The organism is Haloplanus ruber (genome assembly GCF_024494725.1).
Classification (GTDB): Archaea; Halobacteriota; Halobacteria; order Halobacteriales; family Haloferacaceae; genus Haloplanus; species Haloplanus ruber.
On the sequence record NZ_JANHDK010000003.1, the window covers coordinates 275,611 to 297,867 of the forward strand.

The 22,257-nt window shown below is 69.0% G+C and carries 22 protein-coding genes; 12 read left to right on the top strand and 10 right to left on the bottom strand.

The features are described from left to right. Positions 1-27: 27 nt before the first annotated feature. Positions 28-966, top strand: coding sequence for a CPBP family intramembrane glutamic endopeptidase (locus tag NO878_RS12005; RefSeq protein WP_256406235.1), 939 nt, complete (start codon positions 28-30; stop codon positions 964-966). Position 967: 1 nt separating this feature from the next. Here NO878_RS12005 and NO878_RS12010 read toward each other — a convergent pair whose 3' ends face one another. Further along, positions 968-1,927 carry a hypothetical protein gene (locus NO878_RS12010; RefSeq protein WP_256406236.1) on the bottom strand — a complete coding sequence of 320 codons (960 nt, stop codon included), beginning with the start codon at positions 1,925-1,927 and terminating at the stop codon, positions 968-970. Between the two features lie 107 nt (positions 1,928-2,034). Between NO878_RS12010 and NO878_RS12015 the strand changes: the two genes are divergently transcribed. Next, on the top strand, positions 2,035-2,607 hold the full coding sequence (locus NO878_RS12015) for an NUDIX hydrolase (RefSeq protein WP_256406430.1): 573 nt from the start codon (positions 2,035-2,037) through the stop codon (positions 2,605-2,607). Beyond that, complete coding sequence (locus NO878_RS12020; protein ID WP_256406237.1) at positions 2,594-3,037, top strand: desampylase; 444 nt, start codon at positions 2,594-2,596, stop codon at positions 3,035-3,037. The genes NO878_RS12015 and NO878_RS12020 overlap by 14 nt, the downstream gene beginning before the upstream one ends. On the opposite strand, the gene NO878_RS12025 is transcribed toward NO878_RS12020, so the two are convergent. From NO878_RS12025 to NO878_RS12045, 5 genes are all read right to left on the bottom strand, one after another. Then, positions 3,016-4,020 carry an AIR synthase family protein gene (locus tag NO878_RS12025; RefSeq protein WP_256406238.1) on the bottom strand — a complete coding sequence of 335 codons (1,005 nt, stop codon included), beginning with the start codon at positions 4,018-4,020 and terminating at the stop codon, positions 3,016-3,018. The genes NO878_RS12020 and NO878_RS12025 overlap by 22 nt on opposite strands. 79 nt (positions 4,021-4,099) lie before the next feature. Continuing rightward, positions 4,100-5,332: an MFS transporter gene (locus tag NO878_RS12030; RefSeq protein ID WP_256406239.1), complete on the bottom strand. Its 1,233-nt coding sequence runs from the start codon at positions 5,330-5,332 to the stop codon at positions 4,100-4,102. A 51-nt stretch (positions 5,333-5,383) separates the two neighbouring features. Beyond that, entirely contained in the window at positions 5,384-6,277 is an 894-nt protein-coding gene (locus tag NO878_RS12035) for an alpha/beta fold hydrolase (RefSeq protein ID WP_256406240.1), read from the bottom strand. Positions 6,278-6,323: 46 nt separating this feature from the next. Further along, the gene (locus NO878_RS12040) at positions 6,324-6,839 is read right to left on the bottom strand and encodes a phosphate-starvation-inducible PsiE family protein (RefSeq protein ID WP_256406241.1); all 516 of its coding nucleotides are present in this window, start codon (positions 6,837-6,839) and stop codon (positions 6,324-6,326) included. 80 nt (positions 6,840-6,919) lie between these two features. Continuing rightward, entirely contained in the window at positions 6,920-7,264 is a 345-nt protein-coding gene (locus NO878_RS12045; protein ID WP_256406242.1) for a cupin domain-containing protein, read from the bottom strand. A gap of 190 nt (positions 7,265-7,454) precedes the next feature. On the opposite strand from NO878_RS12045, the gene NO878_RS12050 reads away from it, so the two are divergent. The 4 genes from NO878_RS12050 (at position 7,455) to yciH (ending at position 11,985) form a co-directional block, all read left to right on the top strand. Continuing rightward, positions 7,455-8,417: an AAA family ATPase gene (locus NO878_RS12050; RefSeq protein ID WP_256406243.1), complete on the top strand. Its 963-nt coding sequence runs from the start codon at positions 7,455-7,457 to the stop codon at positions 8,415-8,417. 1 nt (position 8,418) lies between these two features. Continuing rightward, positions 8,419-9,429: a DUF58 domain-containing protein gene (locus NO878_RS12055; RefSeq protein ID WP_256406244.1), complete on the top strand. Its 1,011-nt coding sequence runs from the start codon at positions 8,419-8,421 to the stop codon at positions 9,427-9,429. Then, a complete protein-coding gene (locus tag NO878_RS12060; protein ID WP_256406245.1) occupies positions 9,426-11,618 on the top strand; it encodes a transglutaminase TgpA family protein in 2,193 nt (730 codons plus the stop codon). Before NO878_RS12055 ends, NO878_RS12060 begins: the two co-directional genes overlap by 4 nt. A 73-nt stretch (positions 11,619-11,691) precedes the next feature. Next, positions 11,692-11,985, top strand: coding sequence for a stress response translation initiation inhibitor YciH (gene yciH, locus NO878_RS12065; RefSeq protein ID WP_049935096.1), 294 nt, complete (start codon positions 11,692-11,694; stop codon positions 11,983-11,985). A 46-nt stretch (positions 11,986-12,031) separates the two neighbouring features. On the opposite strand, the gene NO878_RS12070 is transcribed toward yciH, so the two are convergent. The 3 genes from NO878_RS12070 to NO878_RS12080 all read right to left on the bottom strand — a co-directional run bounded on the left by NO878_RS12070 (position 12,032) and on the right by NO878_RS12080 (position 15,004). Next, entirely contained in the window at positions 12,032-12,379 is a 348-nt protein-coding gene (locus NO878_RS12070) for a rhodanese-like domain-containing protein (protein WP_256406246.1), read from the bottom strand. Between the two features lie 38 nt (positions 12,380-12,417). Continuing rightward, entirely contained in the window at positions 12,418-13,593 is a 1,176-nt protein-coding gene (locus NO878_RS12075) for a hypothetical protein (RefSeq protein WP_256406247.1), read from the bottom strand. Positions 13,594-13,654: 61 nt separating this feature from the next. Further along, positions 13,655-15,004, bottom strand: coding sequence for an ABC transporter substrate-binding protein (locus tag NO878_RS12080; RefSeq protein WP_256406248.1), 1,350 nt, complete (start codon positions 15,002-15,004; stop codon positions 13,655-13,657). 295 nt (positions 15,005-15,299) lie between these two features. Here NO878_RS12080 and NO878_RS12085 point away from each other — a divergent pair, with 295 nt between their 5' ends. The 4 genes from NO878_RS12085 to NO878_RS12100 are packed head-to-tail and all read left to right on the top strand — an operon-like array spanning position 15,300 to position 20,104. Further along, entirely contained in the window at positions 15,300-16,739 is a 1,440-nt protein-coding gene (locus NO878_RS12085) for a branched-chain amino acid ABC transporter permease (protein WP_256406249.1), read from the top strand. Between the two features lies 1 nt (position 16,740). Further along, on the top strand, positions 16,741-18,426 hold the full coding sequence (locus tag NO878_RS12090) for a branched-chain amino acid ABC transporter permease (protein ID WP_256406250.1): 1,686 nt from the start codon (positions 16,741-16,743) through the stop codon (positions 18,424-18,426). Further along, positions 18,423-19,394 (top strand): ABC transporter ATP-binding protein, encoded by a 972-nt coding sequence (locus NO878_RS12095; RefSeq protein WP_256406251.1) that lies wholly within the window; start codon positions 18,423-18,425, stop codon positions 19,392-19,394. Before NO878_RS12090 ends, NO878_RS12095 begins: the two co-directional genes overlap by 4 nt. A 2-nt stretch (positions 19,395-19,396) precedes the next feature. Then, positions 19,397-20,104, top strand: coding sequence for an ABC transporter ATP-binding protein (locus NO878_RS12100; RefSeq protein WP_256406252.1), 708 nt, complete (start codon positions 19,397-19,399; stop codon positions 20,102-20,104). 4 nt (positions 20,105-20,108) lie between these two features. Here NO878_RS12100 and NO878_RS12105 read toward each other — a convergent pair whose 3' ends face one another. Further along, complete coding sequence (locus NO878_RS12105) at positions 20,109-20,291, bottom strand: glycine zipper domain-containing protein (RefSeq protein WP_256406253.1); 183 nt, start codon at positions 20,289-20,291, stop codon at positions 20,109-20,111. A gap of 173 nt (positions 20,292-20,464) precedes the next feature. Between NO878_RS12105 and NO878_RS12110 the strand changes: the two genes are divergently transcribed. Continuing rightward, a complete protein-coding gene (locus NO878_RS12110; protein ID WP_256406254.1) occupies positions 20,465-22,195 on the top strand; it encodes a methyl-accepting chemotaxis protein in 1,731 nt (576 codons plus the stop codon). The last annotated feature ends 62 nt before the right edge of the window (positions 22,196-22,257 follow it).

The window sequence follows — 22,257 nt, forward strand, 5'->3', positions numbered from 1 at the left end:
TTACTTTCGGGCCGACAGATATCGGGTATGGTCAACGAACTCCTCGTACCCGGGGCGATGTTGCACCTGCTCGTCGGGCTGGTGCTCGCGACGCTCGTCCACCAGGACGCGTCGCTCCGGGGGAGCGACCGCGCGGCCGAACTCGGGGTCGCAACTCTCGCCGTCGGACTGGTCTTTGCCGTCGGCTACTACCTCCGCTGTGAGCGGATCGGCGATCTGCCCCCCGACGCCGGTCGGCGCCGCGCCTCGCTCGTCGACCGCGGGTGGGACCTCCTCCGGGGCCTCCTCCTCATCGTCGCCGCCTTCCTCGCGGCCACGGCCGTCGTCGGTCTCGGGATGAGTGCTCTGGTCGGGGCCGGCGTCATCGTCCGCGACACGCTTGAATACCGCGTCGTCGCCTCCGTCTTCCAGTTCGTCGGCTTCGGCCTCGCCGTCGGCGGCTACCTCGCCATCACCCGCGAGTGGGAACTCCTGCAGGTGCGCCGGCCCTCCGTCCGAGAGGTCGGCCTGATCGCCGTCGGCGTCCTCGCACTCGTCGGCGCCCAACTCGTCATCGCGCGTCTCTTGACGGCACTTAGCGTCGACGTAGCCCAGAATCAGGTCGTCGTCACCGGTCAGCGCGACCCCAGCTACTTCCTCTATATGATTCCCGTCGCCATCCTCCTCGTCGGCCCGTTCGAGGAACTCGTCTTCCGGGGCGGCGTGCAGGGTATCCTACGGCGGACCTGGGGTCCCTCCGTCGCCATCGCCCTCTCCAGTGTCCTGTTCGGACTCGTCCACTGGATTGCCCTCACCGGCGGGGGCGGCTCGCGGCTTCCGTACGTCACCGTCGCGGCCGTTCTCGGCCTTGTCCTCGGCTACCTCTACGAACGGACCCGCAACCTCGTCGTCCCGGCGGTCGTCCACGGCCTCTACAACACCGTATTGTTCGGCGTCCAGTACCTCTCCGCGACGGGGATGGGCTAGGTCACCGTACCTCGATATCCAACTCGTCGAACTGCTCGTCGAGTCGGGACTCGACGCCGGCCCAGTCGACCGGTGGTTCGAGATCATCGAGCGCCGCCTCGAACGCCTCGACGGACGCCGCCACCGCGCTCCACGACTCCTCGAAGCCGTCCATCGAGTCGGCGGTCATCTCGAGGCGCTCCGAACACGTCTCGTGACGCGCCACGAGGTCGGTGACCCGGTCGCGGATCGCCGCTAGGTCGTCGTCGTATGCCCCGTCTTGCCGATTCAGCCACGCGCTGAGTTCGTCCCCGTCGAGTCGGAGTTCGTCGAGGATGACGCCCATGGTCTGCTGGAGGTGGTAGGCGGCCAGCCATCGGTCGAACGCGCGGTCCTCGTCTCCTTCGCCCACTTCGATCCGGTCGAGGAGACCGTCTGTGTTGTCGAGATATCGCTCGAACCCCTCGAGTTCGTCGCGAAACGCGTCGATCCGTGCCGCGGGGTCGTGGAGCCACGACTCGAACTCGTCGAGGGCCTGGTCGACGTGATGGAGGCCGTGTGCAACCTCGTGGACGGCCCGCTCGCACGCGGCCAGCCGCTCGGCACCGGTATAGAGGTCGGCGGCCGATGCTGGCGCCGTCGGCGCTGCGTCGAGTCGGTCGCCCGCCGCCGACAACTCCGCGCGCAGTGTCTCGAACTGTGATTCGAACTCCTCGACCTGCGCCCGAACCTGGTTGTGTTCGCGGTCCGCCGCCTCGACCCCTGCCAGCAGGTCACGGAGGCGCGACTCCGCGGCGTCGACGTCCTCGGCCGTCGACGCCCGCTCCCGTCGGCACTCTTGGTACCAAGACGTGAACGCCTCGGTCACGTCCGCTCCGTCCGCCGCACGCTCCGCCAGCGCGTCGAGTACGTCGGCGTCCGCCGCGTCGACGCGTTCGCGGACGGTCGCCACGTCGAGGTCCTGCTCTCGGTCGTCGGTCATCGACGGCCCTTCGAGGGGTTCGCATTTAGGTGATTCGAGGCGCCCCGCGGAACCGACGGTCAGAGCGCATCGAAGACGCCATTACCCTCGCCTTCGGAACGTCGATCATGAGTGCGAACGAGGGCGACACCGGGGCGTCGGAGCAACACCCCAACGCCGAACAGGCGGTCATCGCCGTCGACGGAGACGATCAGGAGCAGGGGACGGTCAACCGCCTCGACGCACACACCGGCGAGGGCGTCCGTCACCGTGCGTTCACCGCTATCGTCTTCGACGGCGAGGGGCGAGTGCTGCTCGCACAGCGCGCGCCGGGCAAGCGCCTCTGGGACACCCACTGGGACGGCACCGTCGCTTCCCACCCGCGGCCGGGGCAGACCCAGAAGGAGGCCACCCGCCAGCGACTCGTCGACGAACTCGGCGTCACGTCCGACCAGTACGACGACCTCCGGGTGACCGACAAGTTCGAGTACAAACGCTACTACGAGAACGCGGGCCTCGAGTGGGAGGTCTGTTCTGTCCTGCAGTGTACCCTCGACGACACGAGCCTCGACCCCGACGAGGCGGAGGTCGCCGGCCGCCTGTGGGTCGACTACGACCACCTCCACGAGAACCCGGCATGGTACCGACAGCTCCGCCTCTGTCCGTGGTTCGAGATCGCGATGCGTCGTGACTTCGACTGATCCGATCCGGCTCCGCCCGGCCGTCCGCGACGCCCTCCTCGACCACGCCCGCGAGGGTGCCGCCCGCTCGCCGCCAGCGGAGGTCTGTGGCGTCCTCGCGGGGGCGCGCGGCCCACCCGACCGCGTGACCGACACGCACCGCGTCGACAACGTCGCCGCCAGTCCCCGCAAGGCGTACGAACTCGACCCTGCAGCCACCGTGGCGACCGTCGACCGGATCGAGAACGCGGGCGAGGACGTCGTCGGCTTCTATCACTCACACCCGGAGAGTCCCGCGGTACCGAGCGCGACCGACCGGGCGAAGGCGACCTGGACCGGCTACGTCTACGCCATCGTCTCGCCGCCGGAGACCATCCGTGCCTATCGATTCACCGGCGAGCGTGATAATCCGTTCCGGGAGCTTCCCGTTCAGGTCGAGAGCCGCGAGTAGGCGGCCCACGAAGCGTCGACCGACGGCGCCGTGATCTGCTCGCCGTCGACATAGACCCCTTTGCCTTCGACTACCTGCCCGATCCGGGCGGCGGCCGTCCCTCGCTCGTCGAGCGCCGCGAGCACTGCGTCCGTTCGCTCGGGGTCGACGGCGGCCACCAGCGACCCCGAGGCCGTGGCGGTCCAGGGATCGATATCGAGGGCGGCACACGTCTCGGCGACGCCTGGCCGGACGGGAATCCGGTCGCGCTCGATTTCGAACCGGGCGCCTGCGCCCGTCGCCATCTCGACGAACGCGCCGTAGAGACCGCCTTCGGTGGCGTCGTGCATCGCGGTCACCGGCCCCGCGGCCGCGGCGGTCAGGGCGTCGCGGACGCAACTCGCCTCGTCGAGTCGTTCCTGAGCCGTCGCCAGCGTCGCCGGCGGGAGATCGATCCGCTCGGGGAACAGCGTCGTCAACAGCCCTGTCGTCTCGACGGCCGGCCCGCCGGTCACCAGCAGGTCGTCACCCGGTCGCGCTCCGTCCGGGCGCACCACGTCCGCGGCGTCGCCGACGGCAAGCGCCGTCGCCCCGCCGACCCAGGGGAACGAACACCCCTCGTACCGGGCGGTGTGGCCGGTGACGATGCTCACGCCGAGATCCGCCGCCTCGGCGTGGAGGCCCTCCCACACCGCCCCGAACGCCTCGTCGCTCATCTCGGGTGGCAGGGAGAACGAGACGGCGAGATGCGAGGGCTGGAGACCGCTGACCGCGACGTCCGCGAGGACGACGTCGAGTGCGAAGCGGCCGGCGCGCTCGTAGCCGAGCGCCGGGAGGACCGAGACGGGGTCGGTGGCGATGGCGACGACTTGGTTGCCGACCGACAGCAGGCCGAAGTCGACGCCGGGTGTCGGGCCGAGGCGCACGTCGTCGCGTTCGGCGCCGAGACGGGGGCGCACGTGGGTCTCGAAGAACTCACGGTCGATCTTTCCGAGATCCGGCATACCGTCGCTGGCCGCGCCGGGAGTAAAGGCGTGCCGCTCGCCGCGCCGGACAGCCGACCCGCACGGCCGTCACCGCCGCCTACTGTCCGGTGGTGGCGGACACCGCCCGGTCGGCGCACAGTACGCACACCGTCCCAACGGCGACGCTCCCGACGACGACGGCGAGGAGCGTCCCGCGGACGGCGGCGCTGAAGCCAACGCGGGGCGTGGCGAACGCGACGGCCCCGCCCATGACGACGGGCGCGACGGTGCTGCCGATCCGGCCCGCGGACTCGCCGAGGCTGACGAGCGACCCCCGGAGCGACGCGGGGGCGACCGTCGAGATCGTGCTGCGATAGAGCGTGAGCACGACCCCGAAGCCGGCGCCGACGACGAGAGAGCCGACGCCGGCGACGGGAAGCGAGGGGGCGAGCGCGACGGCCGCGAGGCCCACTCCGGCGGCGGCCGTCCCGACGAGCAGGGGGGCCTGCCGGGTGTCGAAGGCGGCGGTGAGCCGCCCCACCTGGGAGCCGCCGACCGAACTCGCGACGCTGGCGACGGCGACCAGCGCCCCCGCCACGCCAGGTGTCCCGTCCAGTAGACGCACCACCACGATGGAGTTGTAGGTGAGAAAGCCAAACCAGACAAAGGAGGGGACGGCCCGGCCGAGCAACACCAGTGCGATCCGGGGTGTCCGGACGAGCGCGAGCAGTCGCCGCACGTCGAGGCCCCCCGGCTCGGGGGCGGCAGCGGGTTCCTCGAATCGCCGGTGGACGACGGCGGCCGCCGGCAGGCCGAGCGCGAACAGGTAGAAGGGGTACTGCCACGCGACGGCGACGAGCAGCCCGGCGAGAAACGGAAAGAACGCGAGGGAGGCGCCGACGGTGGTAAAGCGGAGGCCCTGGGCCGTCGCCTCGCGCTCGCCGGTAAAGAGGTCGCCCGTGGCCGCGATGAGGACGGGCGCGATGCCAGTGAAGCCGACGCCTTGGACGAGTCGCAGAGCGACGGCGACCCGAAAGTCAGTCGTGAAGGCAAGTCCCAGGCCGGCGGCACCGAACAGGGCCAGCCCGGCCGTGAGCACCGGCTTTCGGCCCACCCGATCCGACACCATGCCGACGAGTGGGATGGCGAGGATTCCCGGGGCGGTGAAGGCCGCCATCACGAGACCGATCTGCGTTCCTTCGACGCCGTAGACGCCGGTCAGCGAGTCGAGCAACGGCGAGACGAGCGAGGCACCCATCGGCGAGACCACGCTTCCGAGGAGGATCACCCTGAACCGCGGGTCGGCCATCACGTCCGCGTCGTCGCCGGCGAACCGTGTTGCGAGTCCCACGACGGTCGCTGTGGGTCGTCGGCTTTGAGCCTTCCCGTTTCGGACGGCCGGTCACTCGGCGGCGTCGAAGCCTGTTTGCAGGTGGTCGACCACCTGGTCCGGCTGCTCGTGGTGGAGCCAGTGGGTCGCGTCGTCGAGCAGGACGGCTTCCCCCTGCCGGCAGTAGGCGACGCTCTCCTTGGCCATCGACGCCCGGAGGAAGCGGTCGCGGACGCCCCAGATCACGCGCGTCGGTGGGTCGACCGGATCGGTTCGTTCGGGCGGCGGATACCGCGCCACCGCCCGGTACCAGTTCACCATGGCGGTGAGCGCGCCGGGCTGGCGCCACGCCGCTCGGTAGCGCTCGAAGTCGGCGTCGTCGAACGCTCCGGGGCGGCTGGACTCGCGCATCGACCGCTCGAAGAGGCGGTAGTTCCCCGCCCGCGCGGCGAGTTCGGGAAGTCGAGGGAGTTGGAAGGCGGCGAAATACCAGCTCCGACGGCGTTGGTCCCACGACCGGTCGAGGGTCCGTCGCATCACCGTCGGATGCGGGACGTTCAGCGCCGCGAGCGTCCGGACTCGGCTTGGGTGATCGAGCGCCAGCCACCAGGCGACCGCGGCCCCCCAGTCGTGGCCGACGACGTGGGCGGTGTCGGCGCCGACGGCGTCGAGGAGGCCCGCGGCGTCGGCGGCGAGTGTCGGCAGGCGGTAGGCGCCGACCCCCGACGGCTTCCCGCTCGCGTTGTAGCCGCGCTGATCGGGGACCAGCACCCGATAGCCCGCGTCGGCGAGGCGGCGGGTCACCGGGTCCCAGCCGTACCAGCACTCGGGAAAGCCGTGCAGGAGGAGCACCGGCTCCCCGTCGGCGGGGCCGGCCTGCACGACGTGGAGGCGGACGCCGTTCGCCGTCACGACGGTCGACTCGCCCTCGGACGCCCGGGGACGGGCGGGATCGGGATCGGTCACGTTCCGGCCTACGGCCACAGCGATAAAAGCCCGCCGTGTAGGTCGCTCATCCCATGAGCTGTTGGCCGTTCCCCCGCTCGACGAGCAGGAGTCCGACCAGTCCGAGAATGAGCACGGCGTAGGCGACGGCGGCGAGGAGGGCGTTGGTCGTCGTCGCGTACTCGCCGGTCCGGAAGATGATCGTCTTTCGCACCATCGCGATGACGCCCGTGTAGATGACCAGTCTGACGATCCGACGGGTCTCGCTCTCCTGGGTGTAGGCGATAACCGTCTCGTACACCTCGACGATGATGAGCAGGAGGAGGCCCGTGTCGATGAAGCCGATGACGACCAGCGGATCGGTGATCCGGCCGGCACGGGTCGCCTGGACGATTTGGATCATGAGGTCGACGACGCCGATGGCAAAGAGCAGCGCGAAGATTCCGGCGGCGACGAGTTCGACCGCGTGAACAAACCGGTTGGTAATCGCCGCGACCCGATCTGGATTCGTCCGGCTGCGCGGTTCGAGTCGTTCGGACGAGTCGTCCTCGGCCGTCGGTTCGTTCTCGGTATCCTGTCCCACAGCACACACGTACGTGATTCGACCCCTAAAAGACGAGGCCGCCCGTGGCTCGGCGGCGGGACCTGCCCGGCGCCGGCCGCTCAGTCGCGGTCGGTCCAGAAGTCGAACGAGCGCCCCGGTGCGAAGACGTCGAGGCCGACGGCGCGTTCCTCGCCCGTGTTCTCGACGCGGTGGGGTTCGTCGGCGTCGAGCCACACCGAGTCGTTCGGGCCGAGGGTGACCGCGTCGTCCGCGGTGGCGACGGTGAGTTCGCCCGACAGACAGAGACAGACCTGTTCGTTCTCGTGGTCGTGCATCGGCGAACTGTGCCCTGGCGGCTTCTCGAACCACTCGAAGGAGAAGCGGTCGCTCCCGGCGAGCGCGACGCGCCGCCACCCCTCCTCGGGTTCGTAGGTCTCCGCCTCGTCGAAGGCGACGGGCTTCATCGGGGCACCTCCGCCGGACTACCGGTGGCCGGAATCATGTGATTCCCACCGCGGGCGACGGGCAAAATCCTTTCCTCGATACACCCGGTGGCCGAAGGTATAGGTAGGCCCGGGTGTTATACTATCTCACCCACTGCTGTTCCCGGTCGGTTGCCGACCTCGGGCCGGCCGTCGGCCCGCTTCATCACCCATGACGGACGCAGGTATCCCGGACTCGGAGCACGCCGAGCAGGTCCCGCCACTGTCGGTGTCCGCCGCCACGACACTCACCGACCGCATCGTCGACAACGTCGAGGAGGTCATCGTCGGCCAGCACGACGCCATCGAGCACATCCTCGTCGCGACCCTCGCCCGCGGACACCTCCTTCTCGAGGACGTCCCAGGGGTCGGCAAGACGGTCCTCGGACGAGCCGTCGCCACCTCCGTCGACTGCTCGTTCAAGCGCGTCCAGTTCACGCCCGACCTCCTTCCCTCGGACGTGACCGGCGTCAACGTGTTCAACCAGAAGACCCGGGAGTTCGAGTTCCGCCCCGGACCCGTGTTCGCGAACGTCGTCCTTGGCGACGAAATCAATCGCGCCCCGCCGAAGACCCAAGCCGCCCTGTTGGAGGCGATGGCCGAAGGGCAGGTGACCGTCGACGGCGAGACTCGCCGGCTCCCCGACCCCTTCACCGTCATCGCGACGCAGAACGACGTGGAGCCGGGACGAACCTACGACCTGCCGATGGCCGAGGTCGACCGCTTCATGAAGAAACTCCGACTCGGCTACCCCGACGAGGACGCCGAGACGCGCCTGCTGGAGCGGGTCGCCGGCGCTCACCCCATCGAGTCGCTCGACCCCGTCGCGACCCTCGACGACCTGCGGGGCGCCCGCCAGACCGTCGCGAACGTCACGCTCAGCGAACCCGTCCGGCGGTACGTCTCGCGGCTGGCCGCCTACACCCGGGAGGAGGCCGCCCTTGGCGTGAGTCCTCGGGGTGCCATCGCCCTCACCCGCGCCGCGCAGGCGCGGGCCGTCCTGAACGGCCGCGAGTACGTCGTCCCCGACGACATCCAGACCGAGGCGCCGAGTGTCTGGAGCCACCGCATCGACACCGACCGACCGGGGCGCGACGTCGTCGACGCCGCGCTGACCACCGTCACGGTCGAGTGAGATGCCCCGGCGCCTTCTGCCGACCCGTCGCGGGATCGCGGTTGGCGTCGTCGCCGTCACCGCCGTCGCCGCGGGCGCGACGTTCGGCCCGCCGTCGCTCGACGCCGTCGTCGTCCCCGCGGGCGTCGCGCTTCTCGCCGCGGGCGTCCAACTCCTCTCACTCGATCCGCCAACCGTCGAGCGAACGACCCCACCGTCCGCCGATCCGGGAACGACCGCGACTGTCCGGCTGGCGTTCGCCACCGACACGCCCGTCACCGCCGTCGTGCGCGACCATCTCCCGCCGGGCGTCGACGGCGACGCCACCGCGACGACCCTGGTCGGGGGCGACCCCGTTGCCTACACGGTGACCTACCGCGAACGGGGTGCACACGCGCTCGGTCCCGCGACCGTCGACGCCCGCGACGTGCTCGGTCTCGCGCGGCGAACGTTCGTCATCGAGGGGCGGGACACGGTGCTGGTGTATCCGCGAGTGTTCCACCCGTCGTCGGCCGTCGCCGGACGGCTCCGTGCCCTCACGGCGCCCGACGCGGGCGCCAAGCGTGGCGCGTTCGATCACCTCCGGGAGTACGTCCACGGCGACTCGCTGCGGGACGTCCACTGGAAGTCGAGCGCCAAACGTGAGGGACTCGTCGTGCAAGAGTTCGCGGACGACGGTGACCGCCGGACGGTGACGGTGGCGGCAAGCGCCGAGCGCGGGTGGGCGGACGCGATGGCGGAAGCGGCCGCCACCGTCACCGTCGCCCTCCTCGACGAGGGCGTGTCCGTGTCGCTCGCGACGCCCGACGGCCGGGTTCGGGCGACGCCGAGCGACGCCGACCGACCTCTCGCTCACCTCGCTCGCGTCGGCGCTGGCGACGCCGACACCGACGCCGACGTCGCGGTTCGCGCCGCTGCCGACGGGGTGACGGTCCACATCGACGGTGTGTCACACCCCTTCGACCCCCGACGGCGACGCCGGATCGACGACGCGAGTGACGCCGCCCCGTCCGCCCCGGAGGTGCGAGCGTGAGCGCCGAGGCGGCCGACCGCTCCGGTCTCCTCCCGGGGTCGTTCGCCCCGGACGCTCGACTCGCCGCTCTCGGCTCGCTGGCCGTGCTCACCGCCGCCTACGGGAGCGTCCTCTATCACGTGACGGACGTGGTCGGGGGGTCGCGGCTCATGCTCGCGACGCTCGTCGGGACGGCGACGCTGGCCGTGGCGACGGGGCGGGTTCTCCGGGTCCGAACCGCTCTCCTCCTGGCGGTGCTTTCCCTGGCCGGCGGGTTCGCGGTGTACTTTCTCTCCGTGCCCGCGAGCCAGCGGGCGCTCATCTCCCCCGAGCGTCTGCTTTCCGACACCGTTGCCCTGCTCACCGGGCTGTCGGTGCTGCGGCTGACACAGGCGAACGTCTGGGCGTTGTCGGTCGCACCGACGCCCGTCTTTCTCTCGTGGTATCTGGCGGTCCGCCGGCGGTACGTCCCGAGTGTCATCGTGGGCGGGACAGTACTCGCGGTGCTCGTGCTCACGGGCGATGCGGGGCTACTCACGACGCTCGCGGGCGTCGTCGGCGCGGCCGCCGTCGTCGGCTTCGGGACGCTGGATCGCCACGGAGGGACGGCCACACAGGTCGATACGCTGGTGATCCTGCTCGCGGTCATGGTAGTCGCTGCGGCGACGCTGTCGGTGGTGCCCGCGACGCGGACGGCGCCGGTCCTCCCCGACCGCGGTTCTCCCTCGGGGGTGACCAGCCTCGTCGACGCACGGGACCGGGTAGAGGTCGTCGGGACGATCAGACTCTCGCCGCAGGTGCAGTTCACCGTCGAGAGCCAGGCCGAGTCCTACTGGACGACGGCCACGTACGACCGCTACACCGGCACGGGGTGGGTACGATCCGGCGACACCAGCCCCTACGAGGAGCCGTTGTCCGGCCCGCCCGGGGAGGGGCCTGCGGTGCAGCAGACGGTGACCGCCGAGACGGAACTCGGGGCGATGCCGGCGGCGTGGCGGCCGACCACGGTCACGGACATCCCCGCCTCACGGGTCCGGGTGACGCCACAGGGCACCCTCCGCCCGGCGACGACGCTCGACCCCGGCGAGCGATACACCGTCACCAGTCGACTGAACCGGCCGTCCCCCGACACACTCCAGGCGGCCGGCACCGACTACCCCGACGCGGTGGTCGAGCGCTACACGCAACTGCCGGCGTCGACGCCGGATCGGGTGCGGGAGCGCGCCGCGACGGTTGCGGACGACGCCGGCGCCGAGACGCCGTACGAGACGGCTGTCGCGTTCGAATCCTATCTGGAGTCGACCAAGCGGTACTCGCTGACCGTCGAGCGCCCCGAGGGGAGCGTCGCCGACGCCTTCCTGTTCGAGATGGACGCGGGCTACTGCACCTACTACGCGACGACGATGGTGACGATGCTGCGGGCCGAAGGGGTGCCCGCGCGGTTCGCCACGGGCTATACGGCGGGAGAGCGCGTCGGCGCGGACGAGTGGGTGGTCCGTGGCCTCGACTCCCACGCGTGGGTGCAGGTGTACGTCCCCGACGAGGGCTGGGTGCGGTTCGATCCGACGCCGGCCGCCCCCCGCCAATCCGCCGAGCAGGCCCGCTTGAGCGACGCCCGTCGGTCCGACGCCGGTGGCGTCGACACGGCGGAGACGCTCAACGCGACGCCCGTGCCAACGCCCGCGGACGACGACTCGGTCGTCGACGCCACGCCGACGCCGGCGCCCGCCGGCGGTGGCAACATGCCCGGAAACCGGGCCGCGCCGGACGCCGTCGCCGATCCGGTCGCAGCCAGTGACGCCGGCGGCGGCCCGACCCTGCCCTCGCGGGAGACGCTCGCGCTGTGGGGAGTGGTGCTCGTCGGCGTCGGGGCGGCGGTCAGGCGGACGGGGGCGGGCGCTCGGGCGGTGCGAGCGGTGTGGCTCCGGCGGCGTGGCCCGCGCCGTGACCCCGATACCGACGCCGTCCGGGCGTTCGAGCGACTGGCGTACCTGCTCGAACAGCAGGAGCGCCCCCGCCGCCCGGGCGAGACGCCGCGGGCGTACGTCGAGTGCGTGACGAGTGACGACCGTGCCCGACTGGTCTTGCGGGCGTACGAGCGTGCGCGATACGGCGATGGGGTGGACCGCGAGACGGCGGACGCGGCGACCGATGCGGTCGGTGAACTGGTCCGCGAGCGGACGCTCCCGACCCGCCCGTTCGCCCGCTGATCGACCGCCCGGCCGGCCGTCGTGACCGGTCCCGACACTGTTTAATAGTCCCGTCCAGTAGCTTTACCCTGTAATGTCGGAAGTCTGCTCGACGTGCGGGCTCCCTGAGGAACTCTGCGTCTGCGAGGACGTGGCCAAGGAGTCTCAGGAGATCAACATCCGCATCGACGAGCGCCGCTACGGAAAGGAGGTAACGATCATCGAGGGGTTCGATCCGAAAGACGTCGACATGGACAGCCTGTCGTCGGACCTAAAGTCCAAGTTCGCCTGTGGCGGCACCGTCGAGGACGGGTCCATCGAACTCCAGGGGAACCATCTCGGCCGCGTGGAGGACTTCCTCCGCGACAAAGGGTTCAACGTCGCGTGATCGCCGGCTAACCCCGCCCGTCGAGCGCCTTTCCTTTCTGCGCCGATCAGAACGGTGAGTCCGGCCGCTCGCCGTCGGTGGCCGCTTCGAGCGGTCCCTCCCACGCTTCCAGTCCGCCAGCCATGCTCTCGACCCGTGCGTCGGCTGTCCCCTCGAAGGACCCGATGAGGCGTGCGGCTTGAACGCTCGCCTTCCCGTGGGGACAGACCGTGACGATGCGGTCGGCGTCGGTGAACTCCGCGATGCGGTCCGGCAGTTCCTCGAAGGGAACGTTTTCACTGCCCGGGATGTGCCCGCGCTCGAACTGTCCCGGCGAGCGAATGTCGACAACCCGCGGCCGCTCTTCGGTTTCCAGCAACGACTCGACTTCCTCGGGTGTGATTTCGTCGTCCATACTCGCCCAAGAGACGCCGAGGCGAATAAGCCCCCGGGTCAGTCGGTGTGGAGTACCGCCGTCGGGAATTGTTCGCGGCGCGCGGCCGGATCGTCGGGCAACTCCCGCGGTTCGTCGAAGTCGGCGTCGGGACTCGTCCACAGGAGCGTCGTTCCCTCGCGGTCCGCGTACTCCGCAGCCGTGAGCTTCGTTCCCGCGCCGACGGTGAGCGTGCGGTCGTCGAGGACCAGTCGGTCCACCCCTTCGAGGGGGTCGTCGGCATCCGTCGGCCCGATTGCCAGGAGGTGTGCGCCGGTGCCGACGGGGTCGTCGGCCACGGCGAGGCCCGTCACGCCCGCCTCCCGCGCTCGGTCGACGAGCGCCGGCAGCGTCGTCTCGACTCGCTCTAGCGCCTGCTGGAGGCGTTCGACGCCCGCCGCAGGATCAGTGTCGTCGGCCGCGAACAGGGTGAGCAACGACCCCGTTCCGGCGTCGGCCGGGCGATGCTCGATCCCGAACGGGTACGGCGTGTCGTCGACGCGGACCGCCGTCGCCTCGACCTCGAACGCCACCGACTCGGGACCGTGGACCGACAGCGGTAGCTCCCGGTCCCATCCCGGGTTGACGGTCCGGACGCCGACGTAGGTCGCGCCGGCCTCACGGAGCCGTTCGAGCAGGGTTTCGAGCGGGACCGCGTCGACCGTCTCGTCGAGGAGCCGTTCGAGTGCGTCGTTGTACCCCTCCTCGGGGCCGAGACGGCGCGCGAGACGCTCGGCCACCTCGCCGTCGACCCACAGCATCGTCGGTTCCGCGTAGCGGTCGTCGGGGTACGGCGGCGGCTCGATCCGCTTGACCGTCGCCTCGGCGGCGTCGACCTTCTCGACGGCTCGCTCGTGGTAGCCGTCGACGATGGTCCGCGAGAGGGGGTCGCCGTCGGCCGAGCGACCGATCGCCCAGATGTAGAGCCCGATGGCCTCGAACGAGAGGCGGTCGGCGCCCTCGTAGACGAGGTTCCGCAACACCCACGTCTGGGCCTCGCGGCGGGAGAGCGTCGTCTCCGCGGTCATCTCGTCGACGTAGGCGCCGTACAACTGCTCGAGCGTGTAGCAGTACTCCTCGATCTGGTCGCGCGTGACGTTCTCCGGAAGGGGGTCGACACTCGTGAAATCCAGCGCCGCGCCGATGGCGTTCAGTTTCGTCGAGGGGTGCCACCGCGTCTCGATCTCCACGTTCACGTCCCGGGGTAGTGGCGTCGGCCCGTTAAGTGCGCCGGGCGGGCGTCCGGCGCCGGTCGACTCAGACCTTCCCCTCGAAGTACGACAGCGGCACCTCTTCGACCATCTGTGCTTCGCCGCTCTGCACCTGTAGGATGCGGTAGGGGACGACCGGTTCGAGGTTCTCGTTCAGGTCGACCGACCCCGAGGCGCCGTTGTAGTCCACGGCCTCGTCGTTTCCGAGCGCGTCCTTTCCGGCCTGGAACTCGGCGACCGAGACGGTCGTGTCACCGTCGTTGGCCCGGGAGACGGCCCGGATGTTCTCGGCGATACCCGTGCCGCTGGCCTCGCCTGCGGCCTCCATCGCGAGGCCCATGAGGTACGTCGCGTCGTAGGCGTGGGGGGCGAACTGCGTGATGTTCCCCTCGCCGCCCATGTTCTCTTGGAACGTGTCGCTGTTTGCGGTCTGGGGTGAGGTGATGTACATCCCCTCGACGATATCCGAGAGATCGGAGAGCAGTTCGGGCGACAGGATCGCCTCGGCGCCGACCCACTCGCCGCCGTAGCCGCCTTGGTTCCACTGCTGGAGGATCGTCCGCCCGCCGCCGGGGTACATCACCGCGCCGACCGCGTCGGGGTCGCCGTCGAACACCGAGTCGAGGGTGGACGTGTAGTCGCTGGTCTGCTGGGAGTAGCCGACCATATTTAGCGTCTCGCCCTCGAAGTTCTCGCTCGCCGCCTCCGCCAACCCCTGTCCGTAGGGGTTGTCGACGTAGAGGAAGGAAGCCGTCTCGGCCTCGATAGATTGGTTCAGCACGCGCGCCATCACGAGCGCCTGCTGGACGTCGTTGGGCGAGGTCCGGCCGTAGTACTTGACGCCGTTGCTCTCGTTGACCCCCGCGGTCGCCAGCGCGGGCGAGGTGTTGCCGTTCGAGACCTCTATCACCTGGTTGTCGCGGGCGATGGGGGCGAGCGTCGTCCCGATACCGCTGGAGTACGGCCCCACGAGGCCGACGATTCCCTCCTGATTGATCATCGTCCGGAACTTCTGGGCTGCCCGCGACGGACTCCCCTCGGTGTCGCGGTTGACCGGCGTGATCTCCCGGCCGCCGAGGACGCCGCCGGTGCCGTTGATCTCCTCGACCGCGAGGTTGAACGCCTGCTGATGGCCACCGCCGTACGCGCTGTTCGTCCCCGTGATCGGGAAAATCGAGCCGAGCGCGATAGGCTCGCCACCGCCGGACTCCATCTCCGTCGCCGTCTCCTCCATCTCGCCGTCGCCGCCGTCGCCGTCCATGCTCCCCTCGGTTTCGGTCGCCGTCGCGGTACTTCCCTCGCCGTCCTGTTGTGAGCAGCCAGCGAGCGAGACTAGCCCGGCCGTACCGGTCGCACCGAGTCCTCTGAGGATGTCCCGTCGACTGTGATCAGACATTACGTGCGCCATGTTATTCCTTTCCACAAATTAATCTACTGCTCATTTGTACACAAATGTATAGGTTCGAGGGCGAAAAATATGTACGTAGGGCTCTCATGTTCGCCGATAGTGTCCGTCTATCTCACTGGTGGTCCGATATGTTAGCCGTACCATCATGTATCCGACACACGATTGCGGGAATCCGCGAGAGGCCCGCACGCATCGGGAGGGCGGTGCCGCGACGGTCGACCGACCGGTGGTGGTCGGTTCCACACGACCGCTCCGATGGCACCCAAACGATATTAACCGTGGTATGTCATTCCGACCTATGGTCGCCGAAACGGGACTGCTGAACGCTGTCGTAACGGGCGTCGTCACCGGAAGCATCGTCGCCCTCGGTGCGACTGGGTTGGCGCTGGTGTACGACATCGCCGAGGTACCCAACTTCGCACACGGGGACCTGCTGACCCTCGGCGCGTACGCCGCCTTGCTGGTCAACAAGCCGGACACGGTTCCGCTGTTTGACCTGCTGTCGACCGGCCCCCAACAGGTCGGCGTCGCCGGCGCTGCGGTGTTGTTCGTCCTGTCGGCCGCCGGCGTCCTCGGCACCGTCTATCACCTCGGCGGGGCTCGGGCGTTGAAGGGGAGTTGGTGGGGCTTCGACGCTCCAGACGGCGTCGCACTCGCCGTTCACGGCGCCGTGGCGGCGCTGGTCGGCGCGGCCGTGGTGCTCGGCGCGCCTGCCTTCCCCGCCGCGTTGCTCTTTGCGTTCGTCCTGCTCGGTGCCGTCGTCCCACTCTTGGAGTCGCTGATCTTTCGCAAGTTCCGCGAGAAGGACGTCGAACTCGCCTTGATGCTCATCGTCTCGCTCGCCGTCGCCTTCGTCGTCCGGTTTGGGATCCAGACGATTTTCGGCGGTCAGATCCGGTATTACACCGTCGAAACGACCGTGCCGTTTTTCGGCGGCGTGCTCGATTTCACCCTCGCGAAGTTCTTCGACTTCTTCCTCGTCGACGGTGGACTGACCCTCGCGATTATGGAGAGTCGCGGTGACGCTCTCCGGCCACTGCTCGTGATGAGTTACTCGTGGCTCGAACTCCTCGTCGTCGTCGTCGCGACGGGCGCCGTCGCCTACGCCGCACACCGCCGGCGGCGGGGCACCGCCGGCGTCGTCGGCCCGCGTCTCGCCGCCACACTCTCGGGACTCGCCGTTCTCGCCCTCGGTGGCGCAGTCCTCCAGGGTGGCGGGACTGGCGTCCCGGAGGCGGCCATCGCGGCCACCCGCGTCCGCACCTCGCCGCTCCGTCTCAGCATCATCGTCCTCGCCTTGCTCATGATGTCCGCGCTGCATTACCTCCTGCAGGCGACGACCCTCGGCAAGGCCATGCGGGCGACGAGCGACAACCGCAAACTCGCGATGGTTCGCGGGATCAACACCCGACAGGTAATGATGTCCGTCTGGATCATCTCCGGTCTCTTTGCGGCCATCGGCGGGGTCATGCTCGGCTTCCTGTTCAGTTCGATCACGATCAATCTCGGGTTCAACCTCTTGTTGGCGATGTTCGCCGGCGTGATCCTCGGCGGCATCAGCGTCTACGGCGCCATCCTCGGGAGCTACGTCGTCGGCCTCGCGATGGAGGTGGGCATCTTCGCCATCCCGGGACTCAGCGCCACCTACCGCATCCCCGTCGCGTTCGTCGTCCTGTTGCTCGTGTTGCTCGTTAAACCCGAAGGCATCGTGGGGGGGAGCTGAGATGGCGGCCGCCGACGTCGTCATCTCGTTCATGCTGTTGGTGTCGATTTACGGCATCCTCTCGCTCGGCCTGAACGTCAAGTACGGCCACACCGGCCTACTCGACTTCGGCCACGTTGGCTTCTACCTGATCGGCGCGTACACCGCGGCGCTGTTCGTCCTCGGCCCGGACGATCCCACCGACTTCACCGCCTATATCATCGGCCTCGGTAACGTGCCTGTGGTTGGCACCTGGCCCGTCGCTATCGCCGCCGCGACGCTTCTGGCCGGGGTGATCGGTGGCCTAGTCGCGCTGCCGACGATCCGTCTGCGCGAGGACTACCTCGCTATCACGGTGCTCGGCGTCTCGGTCATCTTCCAACGGGTCATCCAGTCCGAGACGTGGCTGGCGAACGGGCCTGACGCCCTCCGGGGGTACAGCCCGCCGCTTCAGGATCTGTTCCCGCTGGCGATGGAGACGCTGGTCGGCCCCGCGATGTTCGGTCTCATCGTCGCCGTCGTCTGGGGAATCGCCACGGGCGCGCTCGGGCGACTCCGCGGATCGGACTCGCGGCTCCCACTCGACGGCGTCTACACCGTCACGACGTTCGGTCTGACGCGTCTCCGCCGCCGAACCGACGCGCTCGGCTCGGCCACGACGGTCAGCGCCGCCGCGGGCGCTGTCGCCGGCCTACTCACGTTCGCCCTGCTGGTGGCGGTCGATCCCCTCTTGAGCCTCGGAGCGGTCGTCTCGCTGTACACCTGGTTCGTGGCGCTCGTGGCCGTTACTCACCACTACGGCGGCCTGGGTCGCCGCGAGGGGCTGTTCGGTATCGCACTCGGCACCGGACTGCTGGTTGCCCTCCTCCCGCTCCCACTCATCGACTCTGTCGGACTCAAAAGCGCGCTGGCGCTCGCCTTACTCGGCGCGCTGGTGGCCGCCTACTACCTCGGCGTGACGCGGGTCGACTGGCTCGCGGACGTGAAACTCGCCGTCGTCGGCGTCGGCGCGCTCTGGTTCGTCGCGCTGTGGTACTTCCTCCTGCCCATCCTGGGACCGCTCGGCGACGGTGACGTCGGCGGCGCCCTCAACATACTGGTCCAGAACGTCGTCTGGCTCCTCGGATTCGGCGGCGACACGGGCATCGGCTACGCCGTGGTGCTCGTCGGCGAGTTGACCGTCAACGTCGACTACGCACGATTCCAACTCGCCGCGTTCGTCCTCTTCCTGGCCGGACTGTACTACGTGCTGGAACTCGCCGTCCGGTCGCCGTTCGGCCGCGTCCTGCGGGCCGTCCGCAACGACGAGACGGTCGTGCAGTCACTCGGCAAGGACCCCTTCGTCTACAAGGTTCAGACGATGGTCTTGGGGTCCGCGCTCGGCGGGTTCGCGGGCGCGCTCTGGGCCATGTACGCCCAGGGGCTGACGTTCACCACCTTCGCCCCCCGGGTTACGTTCATCACCCTGCTGATCATGTTCCTGGGCGGTGCCGGCAACAACAAGGGTATGATCCTCGGGGCCGCCATCTTCTGGGCGTTCCAGCAGGCGACGACACAGCTTGCCTCCTTCTTCCCGCCTGCCGTCCGCGTCAACATCCAGGCGTTCCGACTGGTGGTCGTCGGCGTCCTCTTTTTGCTCGTCCTCTACTACGTTCCCGAAGGACTGCTCGGGCGTGAGGAGGGGACGTCCTCGGAGGTGGACGGATGAGCGACGCCATCCTCGAAGTCGATGGTCTCCGCAAGACCTTCGGCGGCATCGTCGCCGTCGACGGTGCCACCTTCGACATCGCCGAGGGGTCGATCACGGGTCTCATCGGCCCGAACGGCGCGGGCAAGACGACGACGTTCAACCTCATCAGTGGCTTCTACGAACCCGACGGCGGCACCGTCCGGTACGACGGCCGCGACCTCCAGACGATCATGCGCCCCCACCGGGACGAGACGGTCATCTGGGGGGGTGCCAGCGGCCTCACGGCCGGCACCCTCGGTGGCGTCGTCGGCCTCGGACCGCTCGGGCTGGGGGCGGCTCCGGCCGCCGGTGCCACCGTCGCCGGCGCGGCGCTGGGCGCGGGCGGCTACCTCGCCAAACAGCGGCTCACCCAGCGTCGCCCTGGCCACACCAACAGCCGCCCGTACATGCTGGCCCGCGAGGGACTGGTCCGCACCTTCCAGCTCACCCGTGAACTCGGCGACATGACCGCCCTAGAGAACCTGATGCTGGCCCCGCAGGGACAGGCCGGCGAGAACCTCGCCAACGCCTGGTTCCGTCGCGGGGCCGTCGCCGAGGAGGAGGCGTCGGTCCGGGAACGCGCCGAGGAGACCCTCGAACTGCTCGAGATCGACCACCTCCGGGACGAACCGGCGGGCAACCTCTCCGGCGGGCAGCGCAAACTGCTGGAGCTTGGGCGGGTGTTGATGCTCGAACCGCGGGTGATCCTGCTCGACGAACCCGTCGCCGGCGTCAACCCCGCGCTCACCGAGAAGCTGATGGCCCGCATCGAAGCGCTCCGTGCGGACGGCTACACCTTCTGCATCGTCGAACACGACATGGAAGTGATCATGGAACTCTCCGATACGATCATCGTGATGAACGAAGGGAAGAAACTCGTCGAGGGACAGCCCGACGCGATCAGAAACGACGAGGCGGTTATCGACGCCTACCTCGGGGTGGGGTGACGATGGCGCTGCTCGAAGCCCGCGGCGTGGTCTCGGGCTACGGCGACGCCGAGATTCTCCACGGCGTCGACCTAGACGTCGAGGATCGCGAAATCGTGACCATCATCGGTCCGAACGGCGCGGGCAAGTCGACCATGATGAAAGCGACCTACGGCCTCATCGACTGCTGGGCCGGGACGGTCACCTTCGACGGCGAGGACATCACGCCACTCCGTGCCGATCAGGTGACCGAACGCGGCATGTGTTACGTTCCCCAGCGGGAGAACATCTTCCCGACGCTGACGGTGCGCGAGAACCTCGAGATGGGGGCGTACATCGACGACCCCGATCCCGAGGACTTCGAGGCGGTGTGGGACCGGTTCCCGTTCCTCGAAGAGCGAGAGAACATGCGGGCAAGCGCCATGTCCGGCGGCCAACAGCAGATGCTCGCCCTCTCCTCGGCGCTGATGATCGACCCCGACCTCCTCCTCGTCGACGAACCCTCCGCCGGCCTCGCGCCCGACCTCGTCGACGACATGTTCGAGCGCCTGGTTCAGATCCGCGACGAGACGGACACGGCCATCCTGATGGTCGAACAGAACGCGCGGCAGGCGCTGGCCGTCTCGGATCGGGGGTACGTCCTCGACATGGGCGAAAACCGGTTCGAGGGGTCCGGCGAGGAACTCCTCGAAAGCGACGAGGTGGCGGAGCTGTACCTCGGGGGCGGTTGACCGCCTACTTCGAGCAGGGACAGCGCGATTCCACGCGGTCCCGGACCGTCCCCGCGAGGTAGCCACCCGCTCCGCCGAAGCCCGCGCCGATTCCGGCCCCGACCGGGCCGAGCGGACTGCCCATCACCGCGCCGACGGCCGCGCCCATCGATGCACCCTTCCGTGCGTGGTTGTCATCCTTTCGCATCGTCGGTCCTTCGACTCGATGGACAAAAGCCTATCCACGAGGCCGACGCCGGCCTGCGAACTTCCAGCCATGAGATCCAGAGCACCCGCTCGACCGACGTGGGTTGGATTCCAGTTATTACAATTTGATAATTGGCACCGCGGATTCATACGTCAGTAGTATATTTCCCGGATATGCTCATGGACCAGTACCGACGAGCGCTGTGGGGGACGATGGATGTCCTCGGGATCACCGAGTCCATCGAGCGCAAGATCGTCGCCGCGGTGACGATTCAGTTCAGCGTCGCCGTCGCCCTCGCCCTCCTCCCGTTCGTCCTGACCGGTGTCGCCCGGACCGCCCTCACGGTCGCGCTCCTGGGTGGTGCCGCCCTCGCGTTCGTCAACACGCTGCTCATCGCCCGCCGTGACTTCGTCGCTCCAGTACGGATGCTGGAGGACGCGGTGACGACGATTGCCGCCGGCGAGATCGACGAGGTTACAATCGAGTCCCACGACCAGGACGACGAGATCGGGAGCCTCGTGGCGGAGTTCGACGACATGCGGGCGTCGCTCGTGACCATCTCCGCGCAGGCCGACGCTCTCGCCGAACAGGAGTTCGACGCGCCGGTCCTCGAGGAGTCGGTCCCCGGGTCGTTCGGTGACTCCCTGGACCGAATGGCTGACAACCTCCGACAAAACACCCGCGAACTGGAGGCGCTGACCGACCACCTCGAGCGGACGGCCGACCGGTACGGCGACGTGATGGCTGCCGCCGCCGACAAGGACCTCTCGGTCCGAATGGATCCCGACGACGAGAGCGACGCCATGGCCGCCATCGCGCGGTCGTTCAACCGGATGCTCGACGACATCGAGGGGACGGTCGGTGAGGTGTCCGCCTTCGCCGACACCGTCTCGGAGCGCACCGTCGACACCTCGACCGAACTCGACGAGGTGGCGCGGGCGAGCGAACGGATCAGCGATGCCACGGACGAGATTTCCGACGACGCCGAGGAACAGCGCGACCAACTCCAGCGGATCGTCTCGGAGATGAGCGACCTCTCCGCGACTGTCGAGGAGATTGCCGCCTCGGCCGACAGCGTCGCCGAGGTGGCCACCCGCACCGCCGAGATGGGCGACGACGGACAGACGGCGGCGGTCGACGCCCTCGAACGGATGGACGCCATCGAGACCCGGGCGACCGAGACGATGGACCAACTCCACGAACTCGACGACCGCATGGCCCGCATGGGCGATATCGTCGCCACTATCTCCGACATCGCCGAGCGGACGAACCTACTTGCCCTGAACGCCTCCATCGAGGCCGCCCACTCGGACTCCGGTGACGGCGCCGAGGGCTTCGCCGTCGTCGCCGACGAGGTGAAGTCACTGGCCGAGGAGGCCCAGGCCGAAGCCACGGACGTCCAGGAGATCATCGACGGTCTCCAGACACAGACCACGGCCACCGTCGAGGGGATGCGCGAGACGACCGAGGAGGTCGCCGACGCCGTCGAAACTGTCGAGGACGCCATCGACTCGCTCGACCGCATCGCCGAACTCGCCCACGAGACCGACGAGGGCATGCGAGAGATTTCGGACGCGACCGACCAGCAGGCCGCCTCGACCGAGGAGACCGTCTCCATGGTCGAACAGATCGAAACCACGAGCCAGGAGACCGCTACCGGCGCCACCGACGTCGCCGTGGCCGCCCGCGAGCAGTCTACCTCTCTCGACGACGTCTCCGGCCGCGTCGACGACTTGGCCGAACAGGCCGACGCCCTCCGAGAACTGCTGGAGACGTTCGAACTGTCGACACGGGTGGACGACATCGACGCGACCGACGGCGATGTGGGCGCACAGACGCCCGACGACGACGGCGCCACACCCCCCGAGGTCGAAGCCGACGGCGGGATCACGTTCGACCGCTGACGAAGCGCGTCATCGGTTGGTAGTCCGTCCCCGACGAACGGTGTCCGCGCCGCCCCGAATAT